The organism is Enterocloster sp. (assembly GCF_057861365.1).
The window spans coordinates 1-19727 of the sequence record NZ_DBMACH010000014.1 but is presented as its reverse complement, the minus strand read 5'-3'; the positions used below and the strand labels follow the sequence as shown (position 1 = coordinate 19727).

General features: G+C 45.6%; 17 protein-coding genes and 8 tRNA genes. 1 reads left to right on the top strand and 24 read right to left on the bottom strand.

Annotation, left to right across the window (positions count from 1 at the left end):
* Positions 1–14: 14 nt before the first annotated feature.
* Genes ACZM6M_RS13520 through deoC form a run of 8 tightly spaced genes read right to left on the bottom strand, consistent with a single transcriptional unit; the run spans position 15 to position 8471 of the window.
* Positions 15–770: a maleate cis-trans isomerase family protein gene (locus ACZM6M_RS13520; protein ID WP_066545359.1), complete on the bottom strand. Its 756-nt coding sequence runs from the start codon at positions 768–770 to the stop codon at positions 15–17.
* A 5-nt stretch (positions 771–775) separates the two neighbouring features.
* Complete coding sequence (locus tag ACZM6M_RS13515) at positions 776–2218, bottom strand: amidohydrolase family protein (RefSeq protein WP_066545357.1); 1443 nt, start codon at positions 2216–2218, stop codon at positions 776–778.
* Positions 2219–2220: 2 nt separating this feature from the next.
* Positions 2221–2967 carry a nucleoside phosphorylase gene (locus ACZM6M_RS13510; RefSeq protein ID WP_066545351.1) on the bottom strand — a complete coding sequence of 249 codons (747 nt, stop codon included), beginning with the start codon at positions 2965–2967 and terminating at the stop codon, positions 2221–2223.
* A gap of 36 nt (positions 2968–3003) precedes the next feature.
* The gene (locus ACZM6M_RS13505) at positions 3004–3957 is read right to left on the bottom strand and encodes an ABC transporter permease (protein WP_337434143.1); all 954 of its coding nucleotides are present in this window, start codon (positions 3955–3957) and stop codon (positions 3004–3006) included.
* Between the two features lie 13 nt (positions 3958–3970).
* Positions 3971–5023, bottom strand: a complete 1053-nt coding sequence (locus ACZM6M_RS13500) for an ABC transporter permease (RefSeq protein ID WP_081422894.1) — start codon at positions 5021–5023, stop codon at positions 3971–3973.
* 54 nt (positions 5024–5077) lie between these two features.
* A complete protein-coding gene (locus ACZM6M_RS13495; RefSeq protein WP_066545346.1) occupies positions 5078–6598 on the bottom strand; it encodes an ABC transporter ATP-binding protein in 1521 nt (506 codons plus the stop codon).
* Positions 6599–6634: 36 nt separating this feature from the next.
* Positions 6635–7762, bottom strand: coding sequence for a BMP family lipoprotein (locus tag ACZM6M_RS13490; protein WP_242962954.1), 1128 nt, complete (start codon positions 7760–7762; stop codon positions 6635–6637).
* Between the two features lie 31 nt (positions 7763–7793).
* Positions 7794–8471, bottom strand: coding sequence for a deoxyribose-phosphate aldolase (gene deoC / locus ACZM6M_RS13485; protein ID WP_178274946.1), 678 nt, complete (start codon positions 8469–8471; stop codon positions 7794–7796).
* 502 nt (positions 8472–8973) lie between these two features.
* Between deoC and ACZM6M_RS13480 the strand changes: the two genes are divergently transcribed.
* Complete coding sequence (locus ACZM6M_RS13480; protein ID WP_066545344.1) at positions 8974–9369, top strand: hypothetical protein; 396 nt, start codon at positions 8974–8976, stop codon at positions 9367–9369.
* 96 nt (positions 9370–9465) lie between these two features.
* Here ACZM6M_RS13480 and ACZM6M_RS13475 read toward each other — a convergent pair whose 3' ends face one another.
* From ACZM6M_RS13475 to ACZM6M_RS13400, 16 genes are all read right to left on the bottom strand, one after another.
* A complete protein-coding gene (locus ACZM6M_RS13475; RefSeq protein WP_178274947.1) occupies positions 9466–10287 on the bottom strand; it encodes an NPCBM/NEW2 domain-containing protein in 822 nt (273 codons plus the stop codon).
* Between the two features lie 138 nt (positions 10288–10425).
* Positions 10426–10935, bottom strand: coding sequence for an anaerobic ribonucleoside-triphosphate reductase activating protein (gene nrdG / locus ACZM6M_RS13470; RefSeq protein WP_178274948.1), 510 nt, complete (start codon positions 10933–10935; stop codon positions 10426–10428).
* Positions 10936–10967: 32 nt separating this feature from the next.
* Positions 10968–13157 carry an anaerobic ribonucleoside-triphosphate reductase gene (nrdD, locus tag ACZM6M_RS13465; RefSeq protein ID WP_066545337.1) on the bottom strand — a complete coding sequence of 730 codons (2190 nt, stop codon included), beginning with the start codon at positions 13155–13157 and terminating at the stop codon, positions 10968–10970.
* Between the two features lie 241 nt (positions 13158–13398).
* Complete coding sequence (gene hydA, locus ACZM6M_RS13460; RefSeq protein ID WP_178274949.1) at positions 13399–14790, bottom strand: dihydropyrimidinase; 1392 nt, start codon at positions 14788–14790, stop codon at positions 13399–13401.
* Positions 14791–14884: 94 nt separating this feature from the next.
* The gene (locus ACZM6M_RS13455) at positions 14885–15439 is read right to left on the bottom strand and encodes a transcription repressor NadR (RefSeq protein WP_178274950.1); all 555 of its coding nucleotides are present in this window, start codon (positions 15437–15439) and stop codon (positions 14885–14887) included.
* Between the two features lie 17 nt (positions 15440–15456).
* On the bottom strand, positions 15457–16311 hold the full coding sequence (gene nadC / locus ACZM6M_RS13450; RefSeq protein WP_178274951.1) for a carboxylating nicotinate-nucleotide diphosphorylase: 855 nt from the start codon (positions 16309–16311) through the stop codon (positions 15457–15459).
* Complete coding sequence (locus tag ACZM6M_RS13445) at positions 16296–17588, bottom strand: L-aspartate oxidase (RefSeq protein WP_178274952.1); 1293 nt, start codon at positions 17586–17588, stop codon at positions 16296–16298. The genes nadC and ACZM6M_RS13445 overlap by 16 nt, the downstream gene beginning before the upstream one ends.
* A 6-nt stretch (positions 17589–17594) precedes the next feature.
* Entirely contained in the window at positions 17595–18500 is a 906-nt protein-coding gene (gene nadA / locus ACZM6M_RS13440; RefSeq protein WP_178274953.1) for a quinolinate synthase NadA, read from the bottom strand.
* A 217-nt stretch (positions 18501–18717) separates the two neighbouring features.
* Positions 18718–18798 (bottom strand) — tRNA-Leu (locus tag ACZM6M_RS13435).
* 52 nt (positions 18799–18850) lie between these two features.
* A tRNA-Leu gene (locus ACZM6M_RS13430) sits at positions 18851–18935 on the bottom strand.
* A 10-nt stretch (positions 18936–18945) separates the two neighbouring features.
* A tRNA-Val gene (locus ACZM6M_RS13425) sits at positions 18946–19018 on the bottom strand.
* Positions 19019–19057: 39 nt separating this feature from the next.
* Positions 19058–19131: transfer RNA gene (locus ACZM6M_RS13420), tRNA-Asp, on the bottom strand.
* 41 nt (positions 19132–19172) lie between these two features.
* Positions 19173–19246: transfer RNA gene (locus ACZM6M_RS13415), tRNA-Ile, on the bottom strand.
* 40 nt (positions 19247–19286) lie between these two features.
* Positions 19287–19359 (bottom strand) — tRNA-Thr (locus ACZM6M_RS13410).
* A 23-nt stretch (positions 19360–19382) separates the two neighbouring features.
* Positions 19383–19454, bottom strand: a tRNA-Glu gene (locus tag ACZM6M_RS13405).
* A 34-nt stretch (positions 19455–19488) separates the two neighbouring features.
* A tRNA-Asn gene (locus ACZM6M_RS13400) sits at positions 19489–19561 on the bottom strand.
* Between the last annotated feature and the right edge of the window lie 166 nt (positions 19562–19727).

Here is a 19727-nt window from a genome sequence, read left to right as displayed (position 1 = left end):
TCCTCCATCTTAGCTTATACGTCCAGCAGCTTTCCCCATCCCTGGAAGGACAATTTTTCTAACCCACACAACTTCAATGCCTCCCGAACAGCTGCGGTTACGGAATCAAACACAACCGCTCCTGACCGTTTTTCGATCAAGTCCGCTCTCCAGGCAGCAGCCAGGTTCGTACAGACAACTGCAATCCCCTCGCCATGGCCTGCGCCTGTGCTGCAGCACAGGGTCTCCAGCTGTTCCTTCGTGACACTGCCTATCTCTGTATTTTCCGTGATTCCAAGGCCGGTCACTCCTGCTGCTGTAAGCCCCAGCTTCTCATACTCCCGAATAATTGCGTCATTCATTTCTTTAATATAAGGTGTCACAAGATGCAGACGCTTTATATCAAAATCCTGATAACTTCCTACCAGCCCCAAAGACGCTGTGCTCATGGGAATCTTGGTTTTTTCTTCAATCTTCTGGCACATCTCTCTGTCACGCTCAATTCCCAGCCAGCTTCCTGCCGTTCCGTTCCAGATAATCGCATCTACCTTGGCCTGAGCAAGCTGATCGGCTGCCCGAAGCATCGTATCCACAGCAAATTGTCTGGTAGAGTTATCATCCAGAGAAACATTTACGACCTCCAGTCTGGAATAATGAACGGTAACTACATCCTCCATACCGAAAAAAATACGGCTGCATATTGGTTCTACTACAGTATTAGAGGAAGGAACGATCATACCAATCCGCTTAGGAAACCGCACTGTCTCTGTTCTGTTTCTGCCTGTCTCCATGATGCCTACGCCTCCATACGATAGTCAATGCCTGTCTTATCCTTCACAAGCTTTAATATCCTTGCTGTTGAACGATTGGCATCCTCTACAATCTGATTTAAATCTCCTGCCAGGAATATGCCATTCTCGATTAACACATTTCCATTCACGATGGTTGTGTCTGCCAGATGATTATTTCCACAGTACAGCAGTGCTCCCCTTGGATCTGTCAATGCTCCGGCATACCCCGGCTGTATCATGGAAAACAGTACAAGATCGGCTGCCATTCCCTCTTTCAGCATACCAATGTCATCCCTGTTCAGACATTTTGCACCGTTTACCGTTGCCATCTCAAATACTTCTTTTGCATTGATCCACCGCTCCGGTCCATAGCCTGGATGTCCGCCGTCAATCCGGTGAACATAAAGCATGGTTCTCAGCTCTCCCAGCATATCTCCGCTGTCGTTGCTGGCTCCGCCGTCTACACCGATACTTACGGGAATCCCCCGGTCTCTCGCTTCCAGTGCCGGAGCAATCGGGTATCCCAGTCTCATATGACAGGACGGCGACTGGGTCACAGACGCGCCGTTTCTCGCTACAATATCCAGTTCTTCTGCATTATGACGGCTGATATGGGCAAAAGATACATTTTTATCGATCCAGCCGATTTTCTCCAACCACTGATGAGGTCTGCAATTATACAGCTCTCCACACTTTTTGATCTCATCTGGTCTTGGATGAAGATGAGTATGACACAAACCGCCGCGATTATCTGCCATCTTCTTCAATTCTTTCATAAATTCCGGATTCTCAAATACCACAGTAGTAGGGCCTACGCCTACGCGGCTCATGGAAAAACGGCTGTCATCATGGTATTTTTGAAATGTTCTGTCACATGAATCCAGAATATCATCATAGGACTCCACCAGACTCCCGGCATCAATCCCCAGCCGTTCCTTCATTTCTGCAGGCAGGTTTCCCTCCATTACAGGCATACAGCCACGGAATCCGTGAAACCGCAGTCCCAGCTCTTTTACGGCCTCAAATTCTGCATCCATTAAATCATGTTTTCCATGGGGGAAGAAATACATAAAGTCCATAGATGTGGTACATCCTGTCATCAGGAGCTCTGCTGTAGCCAGACGTGCTGCCGCCTTTACGTCCTCTTCTTCCATATTTTCCCATGCTCCGTATGAGTAAAGAAGCCAGCCCAAAAGATTTCCCTTCTGCATGATCGGAATATTTCTGGTAATATTCTGATAAAAATGATGATGGGTATTGATAAATCCAGGAAGTGCCAGCTTCCCAGTTCCGTCTATCACTTTTACCCCATCAGCAGGCACATCCAGCTTCGTCCCGATTTTTTTGATCACATTTCCTTCTATATAAATGTCTGCATTCTCCAGAAATGTATCCTCTTCATCCATACAATAAAGGTACCGAATATTTTTAATCAGCAACCGTTCCATCGTTACCTCCCCAGCTTCTTGTCTTCTTCAATTAAAATCCGCAGACCCTCAATTGCTGTTTCCATCGCAGCCTGGAGGTTTACTTTCTTGTACGCCATAACGGCAGATGCACGGCAGTTTCTGATGGAAGAAACGATGAAAATCGCAGCAGCCTCCATCTCAGAACACATTACATTCGAGCGTTCCCACGCCTGCCAGCGGGATTTTACATAGTCGCTGTTGGGCATATTATCCGGCTCAATCTCCGCATAAAATGCATCTTTCGAATGGGTAATACCCTCTGCAAAATTATAACCCAGCTTTTTAGCTGCTCTGGCCAGTGCATCTACTACATGACGGTCAGCCACTGCCGGATAAGCCAGAGGAACGTAAGAAATCGTTGTCCCTTCATCCCGTACTGCTGCAGTGTTGATCACACCATTTAAAGACATATCCTGGGAGGCGGGACACACACGCCCGGAAGTTCCCACGCGAATAAACGTATCTGCACCGCAACGAATCAGTTCTTCTACTACGATTGCTGTAGACGGGCTGCCCATACCAGTAGAAGTAACAGATACCTTTTCTCCGTTCAATGTTCCAGTCCAGGTTTTACACTCCCTGTTGTGAGCCACCAGTTTTGCATCATCAAACATAGATGCGATCACATCCGTACGGAATGGATCTCCAGGAAGCAGCACATAACGACCCACATCCCCTTCCTTACAATTTATATGATACTGTTTTCCTTCCTCATTTAAAAACGGCATATTATTATCCTCCTGTTCATATAAATACAGTCTGTGTTATCTCGCACCTTTATCATAAGGAACACCGGATGCCTTTGGCGCCTGGGATCCCTTCGTATTAAGTGCCAGAACAATCAGGGTTGCCAAATATGGAATCATTTTATAAATACTGCTTGGAATGCCAAAATCTGCAAGAATCGGAATTCCTGAGTATGCAGAAGATATGGTCTTCATGATACCAAAAAACAGAGCTGCTAAAAGGATCTTTCCAGGTTTCCACTGACCGAAGATCAAAACAGCCAGGGCCAGGAATCCATATCCTGATACAGATGCATTGAAACTGGTAGAAGTAGGAATGATGTATACCAGTCCGCCAATACCAGCTAACGCGCCTGAAATCAGTACACCCATATAACGCATTTTATAAACGCTGATTCCCACAGATGCTGCTGCCTGCGGATGTTCACCACAGGAACGCAGACGAAGTCCAAATCTTGTTTTATACAGAACTACACAGGAAACCACCAGAATCAGAATTCCCAGATAAGTAGTAATATAGGCATTCTGGAAAAACATTCCTCCTATCACCGGAATATCTCCCAAAACCGGTATTTTTTCAATTCGGAACTGATTCTCAAACGGAATCTGCTGCACATTGCGGATTACTCTGGCAACAAAAATAGCAAATGCCGGAGCGAACATATTGATTGCTGTACCGCTGATACTCTGATTTGCCTTCATATTTACAGAGGCATATGCATGAACCAGAGATACCACCATTCCGGTCACCATAGAAATCAGCAGTGCAATCAGCAAAATCGGCTGTCCGGGAAGTACACCTTGAAACAGATTGATAAACAGAATCCCGGCAAATCCGCCCAGCACCATGATGCCCTCCAGAGCAATGTTGATAACACCGCTTCGCTCACAGAACATTCCTCCCAGTGCAACGATCAGCAGCGGGATGGAAAAAAGCATCATTTGTTGAACCAAAAAATATAATAAACTCATGTCACTTCTCCTTTCACGCCGTCTTATCTGCCGTATCCGTCTTTTTCCCCGAGAATACCTTGCTGACTACACCCCTGAATACCAACGCAAATGCACTGAAATAGATAATTACAGAAATAATAATATCGATAACCTCAGGAACGAAATTATACAGCTGCATCTGATCTCCGCCCACCTTTAAGTATGCGATAAAAATACCGGAGAAGATAATACCGATTGGATTATTCATAGCAAGCAGCGCTACCGGAATACCGTTAAAGCCTTCTGCTGCCAGCGTATCTACTACCTGAATTCCGTTTCCGGAACCTGCAAGGTAAAGCAAACCGCCGCCCAGACCAGCCAGAGCACCTGCAATTGCCATAGAAGAAATCACATTTTTCTTTTCATTCATACCTGCATAACGGCCTGCTTCACTGTTATAGCCGCAGGCTTTCAATTCATAACCAAACACAGTCTTTTGGAGGATGACCCAAATTGCAACACCTGACAGAATTGCAATCAGAATTCCCGCATTAGCACTGGATGGACGGTTATTATAGCGGAAGATCATATCCATTCCCATCTTTGGAAGAATTGCATCTGCGTCTACCGGAAGAGACTGACTCTGCAGCGGATCATAAATGAACGCACTCACCAGAGCATTCACAGAATACATTCCAATATAATTCATCATGATACATCCAATTACCACATTTACGTTTCTTGTTGCTTTTAAAATACCAGGAACCATTCCCCATAAAGCACCAGCCAGAATCGCTGCTAAAAGAGCTACGATCCAGTGAAGAGCACCCGGTAAAAATGTAAAACGCACACCTACAAACACTGCCGCGAATGCCCCGACGATAAACTGACCGGATGCTCCGATATTGAAAAGTCCGGTCTTACTGGCAAATCCCACAGATAAACCTGTCATGATCAAAGGTGTTGCATAGTACAGTACCTGCCCCATGTTCTTTAAGTTTGACAGACCGCCCAGAAGAATTGCTGTAAAGCCCTGACCTGCCTGTGCCGGATTACTTGCTACTAAAATAATCAATCCGACAAGCATTCCCAGAAGAATTGCCATAACAGACGCCAGAAAACTGGAAACGCCGGATGGAAGAGATTTTCTTTTCACGTTCTATGCCCTCCTTTTGGACCCTGCCATATAGAGTCCCAGTTCCTGTACCGTTACATCCTCCGGTTTTAAATCGGCAACGATCTCACCTTCATACATTACCAGAATACGGTCACTGATACTCATAACCTCATCCAGTTCCAGGGATACCAGAAGAACCCCTTTTCCCGCCTTCTTCTGCGCGACTAACTGCTTATGGATGTATTCGATCGCACCTACATCCAGACCTCTTGTAGGCTGCACAGCGATTAAAAGATCCGGATTACGGTCAATCTCTCTTGCAATAATGATCTTCTGCTGATTGCCTCCGGACATACTTCTGGAGATGGTCTTACCTCCCTGTCCGCAGCGGATATCAAACGACTGAATCAGTCCGTCTGCATAGCTGTAAATCTCCCGCTCTTTTAAGAAACCATGATTTTGGAACTTTTTTTCAAAATAACTCTGGAGTACCGTATTATATGCCAGATCATAGTCCAGAACCAATCCGTGTTTATGACGGTCTTCCGGGATATGTCCAAGTCCATGAGTATTGCGCTCTCTGATACTCATGTGAGTAAAATCCTGACCTTTCAAGTGAATCGATCCGCTCTCAGTCGGTGTCAGTCCTGTAAGAGCATATACAAGTTCACTTTGTCCGTTTCCGTCAATTCCTGCAATACAGACAATTTCTCCTGCCTTTACATCAAACGATACATGATTGACAGACAGCTTTCCTGTAAAATGATTCTTTACGCTTAAGTCTTCTACAGCCAGCACACATTCACCCGGATTATAGTCTCCCTTATCAATCTGTAAATTTACTTTTCTTCCCACCATCATTTCAGACATTTCTTCTTTGGTGGTGGAAGCAACGTCAATCGTACCTACATATCTTCCTTTTCGCAGTACTGTACAGCGGTTAGCGGCCTCTTTTATCTCATTGAGTTTATGGGTAATAAACAGGATCGACTTGCCTTCTGCTGCCAGATTCTTCATAACCTTGATCAGTTCATCAATCTCCTGAGGAGTCAGAACAGCGGTTGGTTCATCAAAAATCAATATTTCATTATCACGATACAGCATCTTTAAAATCTCTACTCTCTGCTGCATACCTACTGTAATATCAGAAATCAATGCGTCTGGATCAATCTTCAGCCCATATTTTTCCGACAGGCTTACTACCTTTTTGCGGGCCTCATCCATTTTCAGAAGCCCCTTCTGGGTGGTTTCCACACCCAGAATTACATTCTCCAGAACCGTAAAGTTATGAACCAGCTTAAAATGCTGATGAACCATACCAATTCCCAGCTTATTTGCGTCGTTGGGATTCTTTATATGTACAACCTGTCCATTCTTGCGTATCTCACCGGCTTCTGGCTGATACATACCAAACAGTACGCTCATCAATGTTGATTTTCCTGCACCGTTCTCTCCCAGTAATGCATGAATTTCACCACGTTTTAGCTGAAGTGTTACATTATCATTTGCAACAATTCCGGGGAATTCCTTTCGGATTCCCAACATTTCAATTACATATTCCATATTCATTCTCCCGGCATCCCACTAGCTGAATACTCTTTATTTTACTTCGGTTACCTCGATTGTTCCGTCAGAAATCTGATCCAGTGTATAGGAAGTTCCCTCTTCATTTACATCGCGGAGCGGCTTAAATGTGCCATCTGCCAGTTTTCCATAAACCTCATCATACTTAGCCTGATCAAACGTTTCAAATCTGGAGGTTTCCATCGGAAGTTCCACACCCTTGTTGGATGCGTCCATCATAATGTTCTCTCCGCCCGGGAAACTGTCGCTGTAGAACTTCTCCAGCATCTGATATACTGTACCGCTTAAAGATTTCATAGCAGAAGTAACAACTGTCTCAGATTCTCCTGCCCAGTCAATATCTACGCCAATAGACTTGCCGGATGCAGAAGCATCAGCTGCTGCCATAACAGACTGACCAACACCGGATCCACATGCAAAAATAATCTCTGTTCCATTCTGATACCAGGTTGCTGCCAGTGTCTGAGTTTCTGGAGTAGCATCAAATGTACCTGTATAATAGTAATTCATCTGTACATCACTTACACCCATTTCCTTTGCAGCAGCCTCAGCTCCCTGGATAAAACCGTATCCGTAACGTACAACTGCCGGAGTTGCAACGCCTCCCATAAAGCCAAGTTTTTTGTACCCTTCTACAACCGCTGCATAGCCGGCCAGAAAACCGGCCTGTTCCTCTGCATACTGAATACCTACTGTATTTTCACCAATCTTTGTATCTCCATTGCTGGAAGGAACTCCATCCAGAAGAACAAATTTAAGATCCGGCCATGTATCCTGCGCTACATACATTGCCTCCGTAAACCGAAAGCCGGGTGCTACAATAATTTTTGCTCCGCCTTCGATTGCCAATTCCATGGCTGACAAATATGCATCTGTTGTCTTTTCTACCGGTTTATAATATTTGTAAGAAATTCCTTTTTCCTCACCATACTGTTTTACGCCTTCATATGTTCCCTGGTTAAATCCCTGGTCATCAATGCTTCCGCCATCTGCGATCATCGCAATCTCAGCACCCGCACCGGAAGCACCTTCTCCTGCAGCTGAAGTACCTGCTGTATTACCGCCCTGAGAACATCCTGTTACTGACATAACCATCATCGCTGCTAATAATGCTGCACCTATTTTTTTCATCGTTTTTTTCATGATCCTTCTCCTTTCTCAATCTGAACTCTAATTAGTAAGCCCCGTTATTATTTTCGCCGTCTTCCAGTATCTTAATTGCAGAACTGGTTCCAATCCGCTCGCATCCCTCTTCTAAAAACAGTTCCAGATCTTCTCTGGTTCTCACGCCTCCGGCTGCCTTCATCTTTACATCCTTATCTTTTGGAAGATTCTCTTTAAAAAGACGGATATCTTCAATCTTTGCTCCTGCAGTACCAAATCCGGTAGATGTCTTGATATAATCTGCTCCTCCGTCTGCCACACACCTGCAAAGACGAATCTTTTCTTCTTCTGTCAGATAACAGGTTTCAATAATTACCTTTAAGATCTTGTCTCCTGCTGCACGTTTCAGAGTAGCAATTTCTTCTGTTACACGGTCAAAATCTCCATTTTTTACATCTCCCAGATTTACAACCATGTCTACTTCTTTGGCTCCCTCTGCAATTGCCTGCTCCACTTCTGACCGTTTCACTTCTGTGGTATTGTATCCCAGGGGGAAACCAATTACTGTACAGATATTCAGCTTATCACCATATACCTCATGTACTCTCTTGATATAGGATGGCGGAATACAGACAGATGCCATTCCATGCGCAACTGCCTCTTCACATAATTTATGAATATCTTCCCAGGAAGAAACCGCCTTCAATAATGTGTGATCAATATGCTGGTAAATAAGCTCTTTTTTCATAAGTTCATTTCCTCTTTCCTCTGCATCTGCAGAATCTACATTTTTCTGGTTGCGCTTTGTTTTCGAAAACATTTTATTCAAAAAAGTGATTTGCCGGCAGACACTTTTCTGAATCTGATAAATTCTACACTCAACGCTTTGTGCACAAAAAACAAAAAAGCCAACCGAAACGGCTGGCTTTTTGAGCTCATCAACGTTAAATGTTTTATTTATTAAGTTGTTACGATTGTAACACCCATTATCATTCATGTCAATATCCATTCATTATTTCATTATTTTTTGTATATTATCACAATTTTTTTAATGTTCTAAAATTTCCAATCGAGCATATAATTTATATTTTATATGGTTTTTTCCATCTTCCCCCCTCACATTACATTTTCACTTTTTTGTTTAAAATGCACAATAAAAAAATAACTTTCTCTCTGCAACTTTCTCACCCCGCCTCCCGTCTAAGCATATGTACTGAAAAATATATTGCATATACTTATGGAGGTTTATTATGAAAAAAAGAAATTTATTCGCAGCAGCAGCCGTTTCCCTTATTTTGGCAACCGGATGCGGGGCCCAGCCCTCTTCTCAGCCGGTTTCTTCCGCAGAAGAAACCGTTTCCACACAAGTTTCCGAGTCCGCAGACACCCCTTCTGCTGAAGCCTCCTCCGCTGATACGGATGTCAAGACCTCATCCATTACAGGCACCATTGATGAAATCAAGGATTTTATGTTTAACATAACCGACAGCGAGGGCACATCCTTTGTCCTGTCCTTTGACGCAACGCCTGAAGGGCTCTCTGATGTAAAAAACGGTGACACGGTTACTGTTACCTACACCGGAGAATTAAGTGAGGTTGATGCGTTTACCGGAACTGTTATCTCTGTTAAAAAGGCCGAAAAATAAATCTATAAACTGAAAACTGCCGCAGCCAGAACGCGCATCCAGGACATATGCCTGAAGAATCGCCTTCTGACTGCGGCAGTTTATTATCTTATGTTTCTATTTGTATAAAGCCAGCCCATTAAACAGAATCACAGGATCATCATACCCGTTATCTTTTGACAAGGAAACCTCTACTCTGATCTGGTTCTGTCCGGAGACATCTACTCCAAAGTAGGTTACCTTCTCATTGTGATGAATATCCGAAGAGGTATAAAGTACCTGATCGTTATCCCCATAAACAGTCACTCTGGCCATAAGGCCGCTGTCAAACTGAGAAGACGATGGGCCGAAGGAACCGTATAAAAGCCGATATTCGCCGTTGGTATTGCAGATTACATGGCTTCCTTTTCCCTTCAGCCGGACCGCATTATCCCAGCGCTCCCCGCCTCCGGTTCTGGCCGATGTGAGGATCGAATATCCCTTTGTGGAAATTCCTTCCATATTTTGAACCAACTGCTGGGTAGACAGATCAGCGCTGTCAGAGGGCTCTACCGCCCCTTCCTCCGGTACCCACACTCCGTCTGTTCCAATGGTTCTTCCATCAATTACTGTATTAACCGCCATTACACCGCTTGGATACAGATAGTACCATTTTCCGCTGTCACTGTCTTTAAACCAGCCGGTTTCCATGGCTCCTGTGCTGTCCATATGATACCACTGGCCCTCTATCTGCTGCCAGCCCGTTGTCACATAACCGTCATTGTCCAGATAATAATACTTTCCCTTATCCTGAATCCATTCATTGTAGGCAAACTTATTCGCACCCCGCTGATACTTCCACTGGTCATTTACATATTTCCATGTACCCGCATAAGCCGGAACTGCCAAAGCTGCGCTCAATACAACGGCCATTGCCATTACTCCAAAACATCTCTTCATACTGCTTCTCCTTTCCAGAAAGACAGCACCGATTACAATACAGGGGCGCTGCCAGGTTGATTTTCATTATAATTCAATTTGATGAATTATGCAAGAAAGCCTTGGCTGCACCCCTGTTATTTCATAAAAATTTCATACTTATGGCCAGTTTCCGCAGGCAATTCCGTCTTTCAGCTTCAGAAGCCTCTGATTGCTGCTCCCCCGAAATACCAGGGTCAGATCCTTCTCTGCTTCCACAAATTCACCGTCCACCAGCACATCCAGACATTTAAAAATCTCCTGCGTATGTTCTGTGTATACCCTGCCTCCCGGCTGCATATCTGAATCATAAAGATAACCGCTGTAGCACCAGATATCCTTCTGCGGATATACCATTCGGATCTGCTTTAAAAGCTCTGCCACAGCCGGCTGGTTCTCCGGCTCAAAAGGTTCTCCGCCCAAAACGGTGAAACCCTGGATATAGGACGGTTCCAGCAGCCTGAGAATCTCTCTGCCGGTTTCCTCTGTAAACGGTTTTCCGTATCCAAAATCCCAGGTTTCTGCATTAAAGCAGCCTTTACAGTGATGCCTGCAGCCGGATACAAAGAGGCTGACCCGGACCCCTGGACCGTTTGCAATATCACATTCCTTAATATTTCCGTAATTCATCCTGCTCTCCTTTCGGACCGGCCCAAAAACGCTTACAGATGAAGCACCCTGTCTCTGATCTCCTGAGTCCGTCCCTGGTTCCAGAACTGGGTTCCGATATAACCGCAGGTTCTGCGGGCTACAAACATATGGTTCTGATCCTGATTTCCGCAGTTGGGGCACTCCCAGATAAGCTTTCCGGACTCATCCTCCTTGATTGCCATTTCTCCGTCATAGCCGCAGCATTCGCAGTAATCGCTCTTCGTATTCAGCTCCGCATACATGATATTATTATAAATAAACTTCATCACAGATAAAACAGCCGGAATGTTGTTCTGCATATTTGGGACTTCCACATAGCTTACCGCACCGCCCGGCGACAGCTTCTGGAACTCTGCCTCAAATTTCAGCTTGCTGAATGCATCAATCTGCTCCGATACATGGACATGATAGCTGTTTGTAATATAATTTTTATCCGTTACGCCCGGAATGATTCCGAAACGCTTCTGGAGGCACTTGGAAAACTTATAGGTCGTGGATTCCATAGGCGTACCGTATACGGAATAGCTGATATGCTCTGCCTCCTTCCACTCCCTGCACTTGTCATTGAGACGCTTCATTACCTTCAGTGCAAAGGGTCTGGCCTCCGGATCGGTATGGGACTTGCCCAGCATCCTCATACACATTTCATACAGGCCCGCATAGCCCAGAGAAATGGTAGAATAGCCGTCAAAGAGCAGACGGTCAATCTTTTCTCCCTTTTTCAGGCGGGCCAGAGCGCCGTTCTGCCAGAGAATCGGCGCCACATCGGAAATCGTGCCCAGCAGGCGCTCATGACGGCATCTGAGGGCTCTGTGGCACAGCTCCAGACGTTCATCCAGAATCTTCCAGAATTCATCCATATCGCCCTCGCTGGAACAGGCTACATCCACCAGATTAATGGTCACTACGCCCTGATTGAAACGGCCGTAGTATTTGTGGCTTCCATCTGCATTTCTCTGGGAATCCTCAACCGTCAAAAAGGAGCGGCAGCCCATGCAGGGGTATACATCCCCCTGTTTTAATTCCTTCATGATCTTTGCAGAAATATAGTCCGGAACCATCCGCTTGGCTGTACATTTTGCAGCCAGCTCTGTGAGTCCCCAGTATTTGGATTCCTCTGAAATGTTATCCTCATCCAGCACATAGATCAGCTTAGGGAATGCAGGCGTAATCCAGACGCCCTTTTCATTTTTCACACCCTGCATCCTCTGTACCAGAACCTCTTCGATGATCATGGCGAGGTCATCCCTTGTCTGTCCCTCAGGCACCTCATCCAGATACATAAATACGGTTACAAAGGGAGCCTGTCCATTACAGGTCATCAGGGTAATGAGCTGGTACTGAATGGTCTGGATTCCGCTGCGTACCTCATCTCTCAGCCTGCGCTCCGTTACCTTTGAGATAATTGCCTCATCTAAGGATTCTCCGCACTCTTTGCGCTCCTCAATCACATTTTTACGGATCTTCTGACGGCTGATATCCACAAAGGGAGCCAGATGGGCCAGCGTAAAGGACTGGCCGCCGTACTGGTTGCTGGCAACCTGGGCAACGATCTGTGTGGTTACATTGCAGGCCGTAAAAAAGCTGTGAGGCTTTTCGATCAGTGTTTCACTGATAACCGTGCCGTTCTGAAGCATATCCTCCAGATTGATAAGGTCACAGTTGTGCTCCCTCTGTGCAAAATAATCCGTATCATGGAAATGGATAATGCCCTCCTCATGGGCCCTCACGATCTCCTCCGGCAGCAGCACACGGCGGGATAAATCCTTGCTCACCTCTCCTGCCATATAATCTCTCTGAGTGGAATTGATAACCGGATTCTTATTGGAGTTCTCCTGATTGACCTCTTCATTGATATTGTCTAACAGGGACAGGATCCCGTTATCTGTGGTGTTGGACTTACGGGTCAGCTCTCTCTTATAGCGGTAGCGTACATACTTCTGTGCCACCTCATAGCCTCTCATGGCCATGATCCCGGTTTCCACCATATCCTGAATATCCTCTACATTCACTGCATGAGTGGATTCATTCACCTTATTTGCAATATTATCTGCAATGGCGATAATCTGATAGTCATTCATCTGATGAAGCCGGTCTACCTCTTCGTTTGCTTTGTGAACCGCATTTATGATCTTCTGGGAATTAAAGTCTACCTCTTCCCCATTTCTCTTAATCACATTTGTCTTAACGTCAACACTCATCCCGATCCCTCGCTTATATCTGTCATTTTATCTCATAATAATAAGCACCCCCGGTTTATTCCTTTCTCATCTGGAAAAACCACTAGATATAGTGCCGTGTACTATACTACTACAAAATCATGTGAAATGAAAGAGGAATATTGGAAAATATTAAATTCAGACAACAGCCGTTTTTCTCCCTAATAAATTGCCAAAAGCGCTGCCAGACCATCCTTTCATGGCGGCAGCGCCCGGTTTTTCCTTATTCACACAGCGAAAGCGGTTTTCTGAAAATAAAATGGCCGTCTCCCTGTTTTCCCAAAAAATGGTTATCTTTTACAATTATATTTCCCCTCTGCATTACCAGTTCAATGGAACCTCTTATCTTCATTCCTTCATAGGCAGTATAGTCCACTGCACTGTGCATATGGCTGTGAGTCAGCACCCATTCCTTTGAAGGGTCTAAAATCAGCAGGTCACCATCCGCTCCGGGCTGCAGGCAGCCTTTTTTCGGATACAGGCCGTAGATTCTTGAAGGCTGTGTACAGGCAATTTCCACCAGCTTTTCCAGACTGATCTTTCCCGTCATAACACCCTCGGAAAACAGAAGGATCATGCGTTCTTCCACTCCCGGCGCTCCATTGGGGCATTTGGTAAAGTCATCCTTTCCAAGCTGCTTTTCCTTTCCGTAATTAAACGGACAGTGATCCGTAGCCACTGCTTGGATCTCACCCTCTGCAATGCCCTTCCACAGTGCTTCACAGTCCTCCTTTGTGCGCAGAGGCGGTGACATTATATATTTTAATCCATCCTCATCCAGATACCGCTCCTCTGTCAGAACCAGGTACTGTGTACAGGTCTCCACAAAAATGTTTTTCTGTCCCTCTGCTCTGGCCTCTTTTACTGCCTCCAGACTTTCCTTACAGGATAAGTGGACAATATACACCGGCGCATCTCCAGCCAGCTTTGCCAGATAAAGCACCCGGCGCACTGCCTCTGCCTCTGCCAGATTGGGGCGGCTCTTGGCGTGGTAAATGGGTGCCGTATTGCCCTCTGATACCAGCTTTCCTCTTAAGAACTGCACAACCGCATGGTTTTCACAGTGAAATGCAGTCACGCCCCCCAGCTGCTTCATTTTCTTTAATACCTGAAGCACTCCGTCGTCATCAATCTTAAAATCATAGGTCAGATATACCTTTACGCTGGGAACGCCGTCCTTCATCATGTCCTCTAACTCGTTCAGGATCTCTTCATTCACATGCTGGCAGGTACCGTGAAACCCATAGTCGATCACTGCCTTATGATCTGCCAGCCCGTGATATTCATTCAGCTGATGATGAAGAGGGCAGCCGGCCGGCCCAAAGGCCATATGATCCACAATAGAGGTGGTGCCTCCGCAGGCTGCAGCTACGGTGCCATCGTAAAAATCATCCACAGCCCGGCTGGATCCGGCTAAAAGGTCCATATGGGTATGAACATCTACGCCTCCGGGAAGCACATATTTTCCCGCCGCGTCAATCACCTGGGCTTCTTCTTCCGACGCCGGCTCTAAATGGGTGCCAATCTGTGAAATAACTCCGTTTTCTATGCAGAGATCGCCCTGATACTGCCCCGTTTCTGATACAATCGTTCCATTTTTAACAAAAACCTTCATCTGTAACTCCTCCGTGTTTTCATTCATAGGAATATTATACCAAACCACAGGCCCGTGGGCTAGTCCCAAGTACTTTGAGTTTTTACATTTCACACTAAGCTTCTTCTGATGTTCCCCAGAAATCCACCGGTTCATAATCCTGAAGCTTTGCCAGAAACCCCCGTTTTTCCAGCTCCTCCTGTATCATATCCAGAATCTCCTCACGCTCGGCAGAAATGGTGTGATAATGGTAATTCGATGTGAGCTTCATCAGCTGAGTGGATTTTCCCTCAGAAATATCCTGCAGATACCGCTTTACATCCATTCTGGATTTGATATTCATATCTGCCCGGATGACACCGTAAACCTTGTGGTATACGAATACATCCTCTACCTTCCCGCCAAAGTCCACATACAGATTCAGTTCCTCTTCAACCTGCTTCTCCGTATGGATCACCTTAAATACGCGGCTGCAGCTGTGCTCCTCTGCCGTCACATATCCGCGGTTCGTAGAGAGGATTTCCACTCCATTGGCACGCAGAAGCGCCATATCCTGCACAATTACCTGACGGCTCACATGAAGGATTCTGGCCAGTTCCACGCCCGGAACCGGTTTTTCGCTGTTTTTCAGTATACTCAGAATCTGTTCCCGTCTTTCTGTACCGTTCATTCCTGTCCCTCTCTTCTTTAGACTGCGTGAAGATTTTTCAGTGAAATATCCAGAATCGGTGCAGAATGCGTCAATGCTCCGCTGGAAATATAATCCACACCAAGATCGGTCAGGCGTGAAATGTTCTCTTTTGTCACATTTCCGGACACCTCCACCTCAGCTCGCCCGTCAATATATTCCATGGCTTCCTTCATCTGTTCATGGCTCATGTTATCCAGCATAATAATATCTGCACCTGCCTCAACGGCCTCCTTTACCATGTCCAGAGTCTCTACCTCTACCTCAATTTTCCGCACAAAGGGAGCGTACTCCTTTGCCATTTTCACAGCCTCTGCCACGCCTCCTGCTGCTCCGATATGGTTGTCCTTCAGCAATACGCCGTCGGAAAGATTATATCTGTGGTTATTTCCACCGCCTACACGAACAGAATATTTCTCAAAAATGCGGTTATTCGGTGTTGTCTTTCTTGTATCCAGAAGCTTCGTCTTAGTCCCCTTTAATAACGCTGCTACTGAATGGGTATATGTGGCAATGCCGCTCATTCTCTGAAGATAATTGAGAGCCGTGCGCTCCCCACACAAAAGTACGCGGATATCGCCGTAAACCTTTGCAAGCAGCTGGCCGTTCTTTACTTCCTCTCCATCCTCTGCAAAAAATTCAACTCTTGTGCTGTCATCTAAAAGGGCAAATACACGTTCAAACACCTGCAGGCCGCAGATAATCCCATCCTGCTTGCAGATCAGATCCACCTCTCCGGCCTGAGGCTTTTTCATAATGCTGTTTGCCGACACATCCTCGCTTGTAATGTCCTCACGCAGTGCGCTTAAGATCAATGGATCCACATTTAATTTTAAAGTTACCCGATCGTACATCTTTCTTCTCCTTTAATCGCATTTTTCACCAGTTTATGATACGTTTTATATAATCCGGAAAAATCCTCATACTGGCTTATATCCAGCCTTTCAAACAGATAGCTGTTTCTTTTTACCTCTCCCAAATGCTCCGTCATATCGAGAGCCGCCCGCTTTGCAAATACAAGACTTTCCAAAAGAGAATTGCTGGCCAGACGATTTTTTCCATGGACACCGTTACAGGCAGTCTCGCCTACCGCATAAAGCTGTTCCATGGACGTTCGGCTTTCATGGCTGACTTTAATTCCTCCCATAAAATAGTGCTGAGCCGGAACTACTGGTATACATTCCTTTGTTACATCATAGCCTATTTTCCTGCAATGTTCAACAATATTGGGGAAATGGCGATTCAGCTCATTTTCGGGTATGGTGCGCAGATCCTCCCAGACAAACTCTGTTCCATCTTTTTCCATCTGTTCTAAAATGGCTTTTGTCAGCAGATCCCTTGGAAGAAGTTCATTGACAAAGCGCTCTCCGTTTTTATCCCGCAGCACCGCTCCTTCTCCCCGCACAGACTCAGAGATCAGGAAGCTTCTCTCCTCATCCGCGTACAGTGTGGTCGGGTGAATCTGTACATAAGAAATATCCTTAAGCGCAATCTTGTGGCGGACTGCGACTGCAAGTGCGTCTCCTGTCAGATGGCGGAAATTGGTAGAATGTCGGTACAATCCGCCGATCCCTCCTGTTGCCATAACCGTGTAATCCGCCTCAATGGTTTCCAGGCTTCCATCCTGTCTCTGAACCACAGCCCCATAGCATATATTATTTTCCTCAATAATATCGATCATAGACGTATGCTCCAGCAGCATAATGTTGGATCGTCTCTTTGCCTGGGCTAAAAGTGTGCTGGTAATCTCTTTTCCTGTCACATCCTTGTGAAATATGATCCGTTTCTCTGAATGGGCTCCCTCTCTGGTAAACACCAGCTCCCCATTCTCATCCTTTTGGAAATCTGCCCCAAACTGCAGCAGATCCTCCACTACAGACCTGGAGGAACGAATCATAATCTCTACGGAGGCTTCATCATTCTCATAATGTCCTGCCTTCATTGTATCATCAAAAAATCCCTGATAATCGGATTCATCCTTCAGCATACACATTCCACCCTGAGCCAGATAGGAATCATTTTCCTCTGCTCCTGCCTTTGTGATCACCGTAATCTGTCTGCTTTCCGGAAGGTTCAGTGCACAGTAAAGACCTGAACAGCCGCTTCCTACGATTAAAATATCTGTCTTCATTTCACATTATCGGGCCAGCATCAGCATTTTTTCCAGCGGTGCTCCTGCCTGAATCCTCACTTTCTCCGGAACCTTAACCTCATTGATTTCTTCCTTTAAAACCTGTAGAACCTTTTCAGGCGTAATCAGCTTCATATCTGTGCAGATCTGATTTTCTGTAAGCGTATAAAACGTTTTATCCGGATTCTGTTTTTTCAGTTCATACAATACCCCTGATTCTGTACCGATAATGTATTCCTTTCCATCATCCTCTGCTGCAAAATCAATGATCCCCGATGTGCTTCCTATGTAATCTGCCAGCTTCAGCAAATCCCCGGTACACTCAGGATGAACCAGAAATTTGGCTTCCGGATGTTTTTCCTTTTCCCTTTTTACGGCCTCAGCAGACATAGCCGCATGGATGGGACAATAACCATCATTGAAAATGATATGCTTCTCCGGAACCTGTTCTGCCACATACCTTCCCAGATTTCCATCCGGAATAAAGAAAATATTCTGATTCGGCAGATTCCTTACAATTTTCACCGCATTGGCCGAGGTTACACACACATCCGAATATGTCTTAATTTCTGCCGTGGAATTGATATAACAGACCACCGCCAGATCCTCATATGTTTCTCTCATCTCGCGGATTTTTTCCAGCTGTACCATATGGGCCATGGCACAGTCTGCCGTCAGATCCGGCATCAGAACCTTCTTTTCCGGGTTCAAAATCGCAGCACTTTCTCCCATAAATTTCACTCCGCAAAATACAATGATATCTGCAGCAGTCTTCTGAGCTGCCTTGCTCAGATAGTAAGAATCTCCAATATAATCCGCAATCTCCTGCACCTCATCTGCAACATAATAATGGGCCAGGATTACTGCATTCTTTTCCTTTTTTAAATGCTTGATTTCTTCTGTTATTGACATGAGTTCCTCCATAATGCTCATTCCTCTGAAATATTCCACACAACATCAGGCATTATAGCACTCTTTTTGTCATATGACAAGACAGTAGTCATTTCAGTTGTGCCGTATAAACCTATATTCACAAAACTGATGGTAAATTCGGTCAAAACAATCGGAAATCCAGCGCATGAAAAAAACGCTGCATCGCCATGAATCATGACAATACAACGTTTCTTAATGCGGGCAACAGGACTTGAACCTGCACGTCTTGGACACCAGAACCTAAATCTGGCGCGTCTGCCAATTCCGCCATGCCCGCGGATATAAAAACAGCCGCACAAGATACCTTCTCCTGTGTGACCGAATAAAAATGCGGGTGGCCGGACTTGAACCGGCACGGATGTTAAGTCCGAGGGATTTTAAGTCCCTTGTGTCTGCCTATTCCACCACACCCGCAAAACACAAATGGGGCCTATAGGGCTCGAACCTATGACCCTCTGCTTGTAAGGCAGATGCTCTCCCAGCTGAGCTAAGACCCCAAATTGCATTAAATTGTAATGCATCTTATCAGATGCAAACGACCCGGAACGGGTTCGAACCGTCGACCTCCGCCGTGACAGGGCGGCGCTCTAACCAGCTGAGCCACCGGGCCATATGTTTTAATATAGTTCTTACAACTTTAGCTAGGAAGAATGGACCTTCGGGGACTTGAACCCAGGACCGACCGGTTATGAGCCGGTTGCTCTAACCAACTGAGCTAAAGGTCCGGAACTATATCTTTTAAATTATCTACTGCTTGAGCAGTAAAGCCGATGATCGGACTCGAACCGATAACCTGCTGATTACAAATCAGCTGCTCTGCCAATTGAGCCACATCGGCATATCTTGAACATGATGTTCAAATGACCCCAACGAGATTCGAACTCGTGTTACCGCCGTGAAAGGGCGATGTCTTAACCGCTTGACCATGGGGCCATATTCAGTAGTAGTCGCCATGACTTCCACTAAGCTCCCCGAGTAGGACTCGAACCTACGACCCAACGGTTAACAGCCGTTTGCTCTACCGACTGAGCTATCGAGGAATACAAATTACGCTGACTGGATTATTATACTACATCTTTCCAGTTTTTGCAAGCATAATTTTTAATTTTTCACATATACCTTCAAAACCACATACTGAACAACCAAGCCACAACCGTTTTCCCTAAACCTTCTGGTCAAGCCCTCGACCGATTAGTATCAGTCAGC

Excerpts from the sequence above, each read along its gene's own strand:
- ACZM6M_RS13520 (WP_066545359.1), bottom strand. The coding sequence starts at position 770 with ATGGAGACAGGCAGAAACAGAACAGAGACAGTGCGGTTTCCTAAGCGG.
- ACZM6M_RS13515 (WP_066545357.1), bottom strand. The coding sequence starts at position 2,218 with ATGGAACGGTTGCTGATTAAAAATATTCGGTACCTTTATTGTATGGAT.
- ACZM6M_RS13510 (WP_066545351.1), bottom strand. The coding sequence starts at position 2,967 with ATGCCGTTTTTAAATGAGGAAGGAAAACAGTATCATATAAATTGTAAG.
- ACZM6M_RS13505 (WP_337434143.1), bottom strand. The coding sequence starts at position 3,957 with ATGAGTTTATTATATTTTTTGGTTCAACAAATGATGCTTTTTTCCATC.
- ACZM6M_RS13500 (WP_081422894.1), bottom strand. The coding sequence starts at position 5,023 with ATGGCAATTCTTCTGGGAATGCTTGTCGGATTGATTATTTTAGTAGCA.
- ACZM6M_RS13495 (WP_066545346.1), bottom strand. The coding sequence starts at position 6,598 with ATGGAATATGTAATTGAAATGTTGGGAATCCGAAAGGAATTCCCCGGA.
- ACZM6M_RS13490 (WP_242962954.1), bottom strand. The coding sequence starts at position 7,762 with ATGAAAAAAACGATGAAAAAAATAGGTGCAGCATTATTAGCAGCGATG.
- deoC (WP_178274946.1), bottom strand. The coding sequence starts at position 8,471 with ATGAAAAAAGAGCTTATTTACCAGCATATTGATCACACATTATTGAAG.
- ACZM6M_RS13480 (WP_066545344.1), top strand. The coding sequence starts at position 8,974 with ATGAAAAAAAGAAATTTATTCGCAGCAGCAGCCGTTTCCCTTATTTTG.
- ACZM6M_RS13475 (WP_178274947.1), bottom strand. The coding sequence starts at position 10,287 with ATGAAGAGATGTTTTGGAGTAATGGCAATGGCCGTTGTATTGAGCGCA.
- nrdG (WP_178274948.1), bottom strand. The coding sequence starts at position 10,935 with ATGAATTACGGAAATATTAAGGAATGTGATATTGCAAACGGTCCAGGG.
- nrdD (WP_066545337.1), bottom strand. The coding sequence starts at position 13,157 with ATGAGTGTTGACGTTAAGACAAATGTGATTAAGAGAAATGGGGAAGAG.
- hydA (WP_178274949.1), bottom strand. The coding sequence starts at position 14,790 with ATGAAGGTTTTTGTTAAAAATGGAACGATTGTATCAGAAACGGGGCAG.
- ACZM6M_RS13455 (WP_178274950.1), bottom strand. The coding sequence starts at position 15,439 with ATGAACGGTACAGAAAGACGGGAACAGATTCTGAGTATACTGAAAAAC.
- nadC (WP_178274951.1), bottom strand. The coding sequence starts at position 16,311 with ATGTACGATCGGGTAACTTTAAAATTAAATGTGGATCCATTGATCTTA.
- ACZM6M_RS13445 (WP_178274952.1), bottom strand. The coding sequence starts at position 17,588 with ATGAAGACAGATATTTTAATCGTAGGAAGCGGCTGTTCAGGTCTTTAC.
- nadA (WP_178274953.1), bottom strand. The coding sequence starts at position 18,500 with ATGTCAATAACAGAAGAAATCAAGCATTTAAAAAAGGAAAAGAATGCA.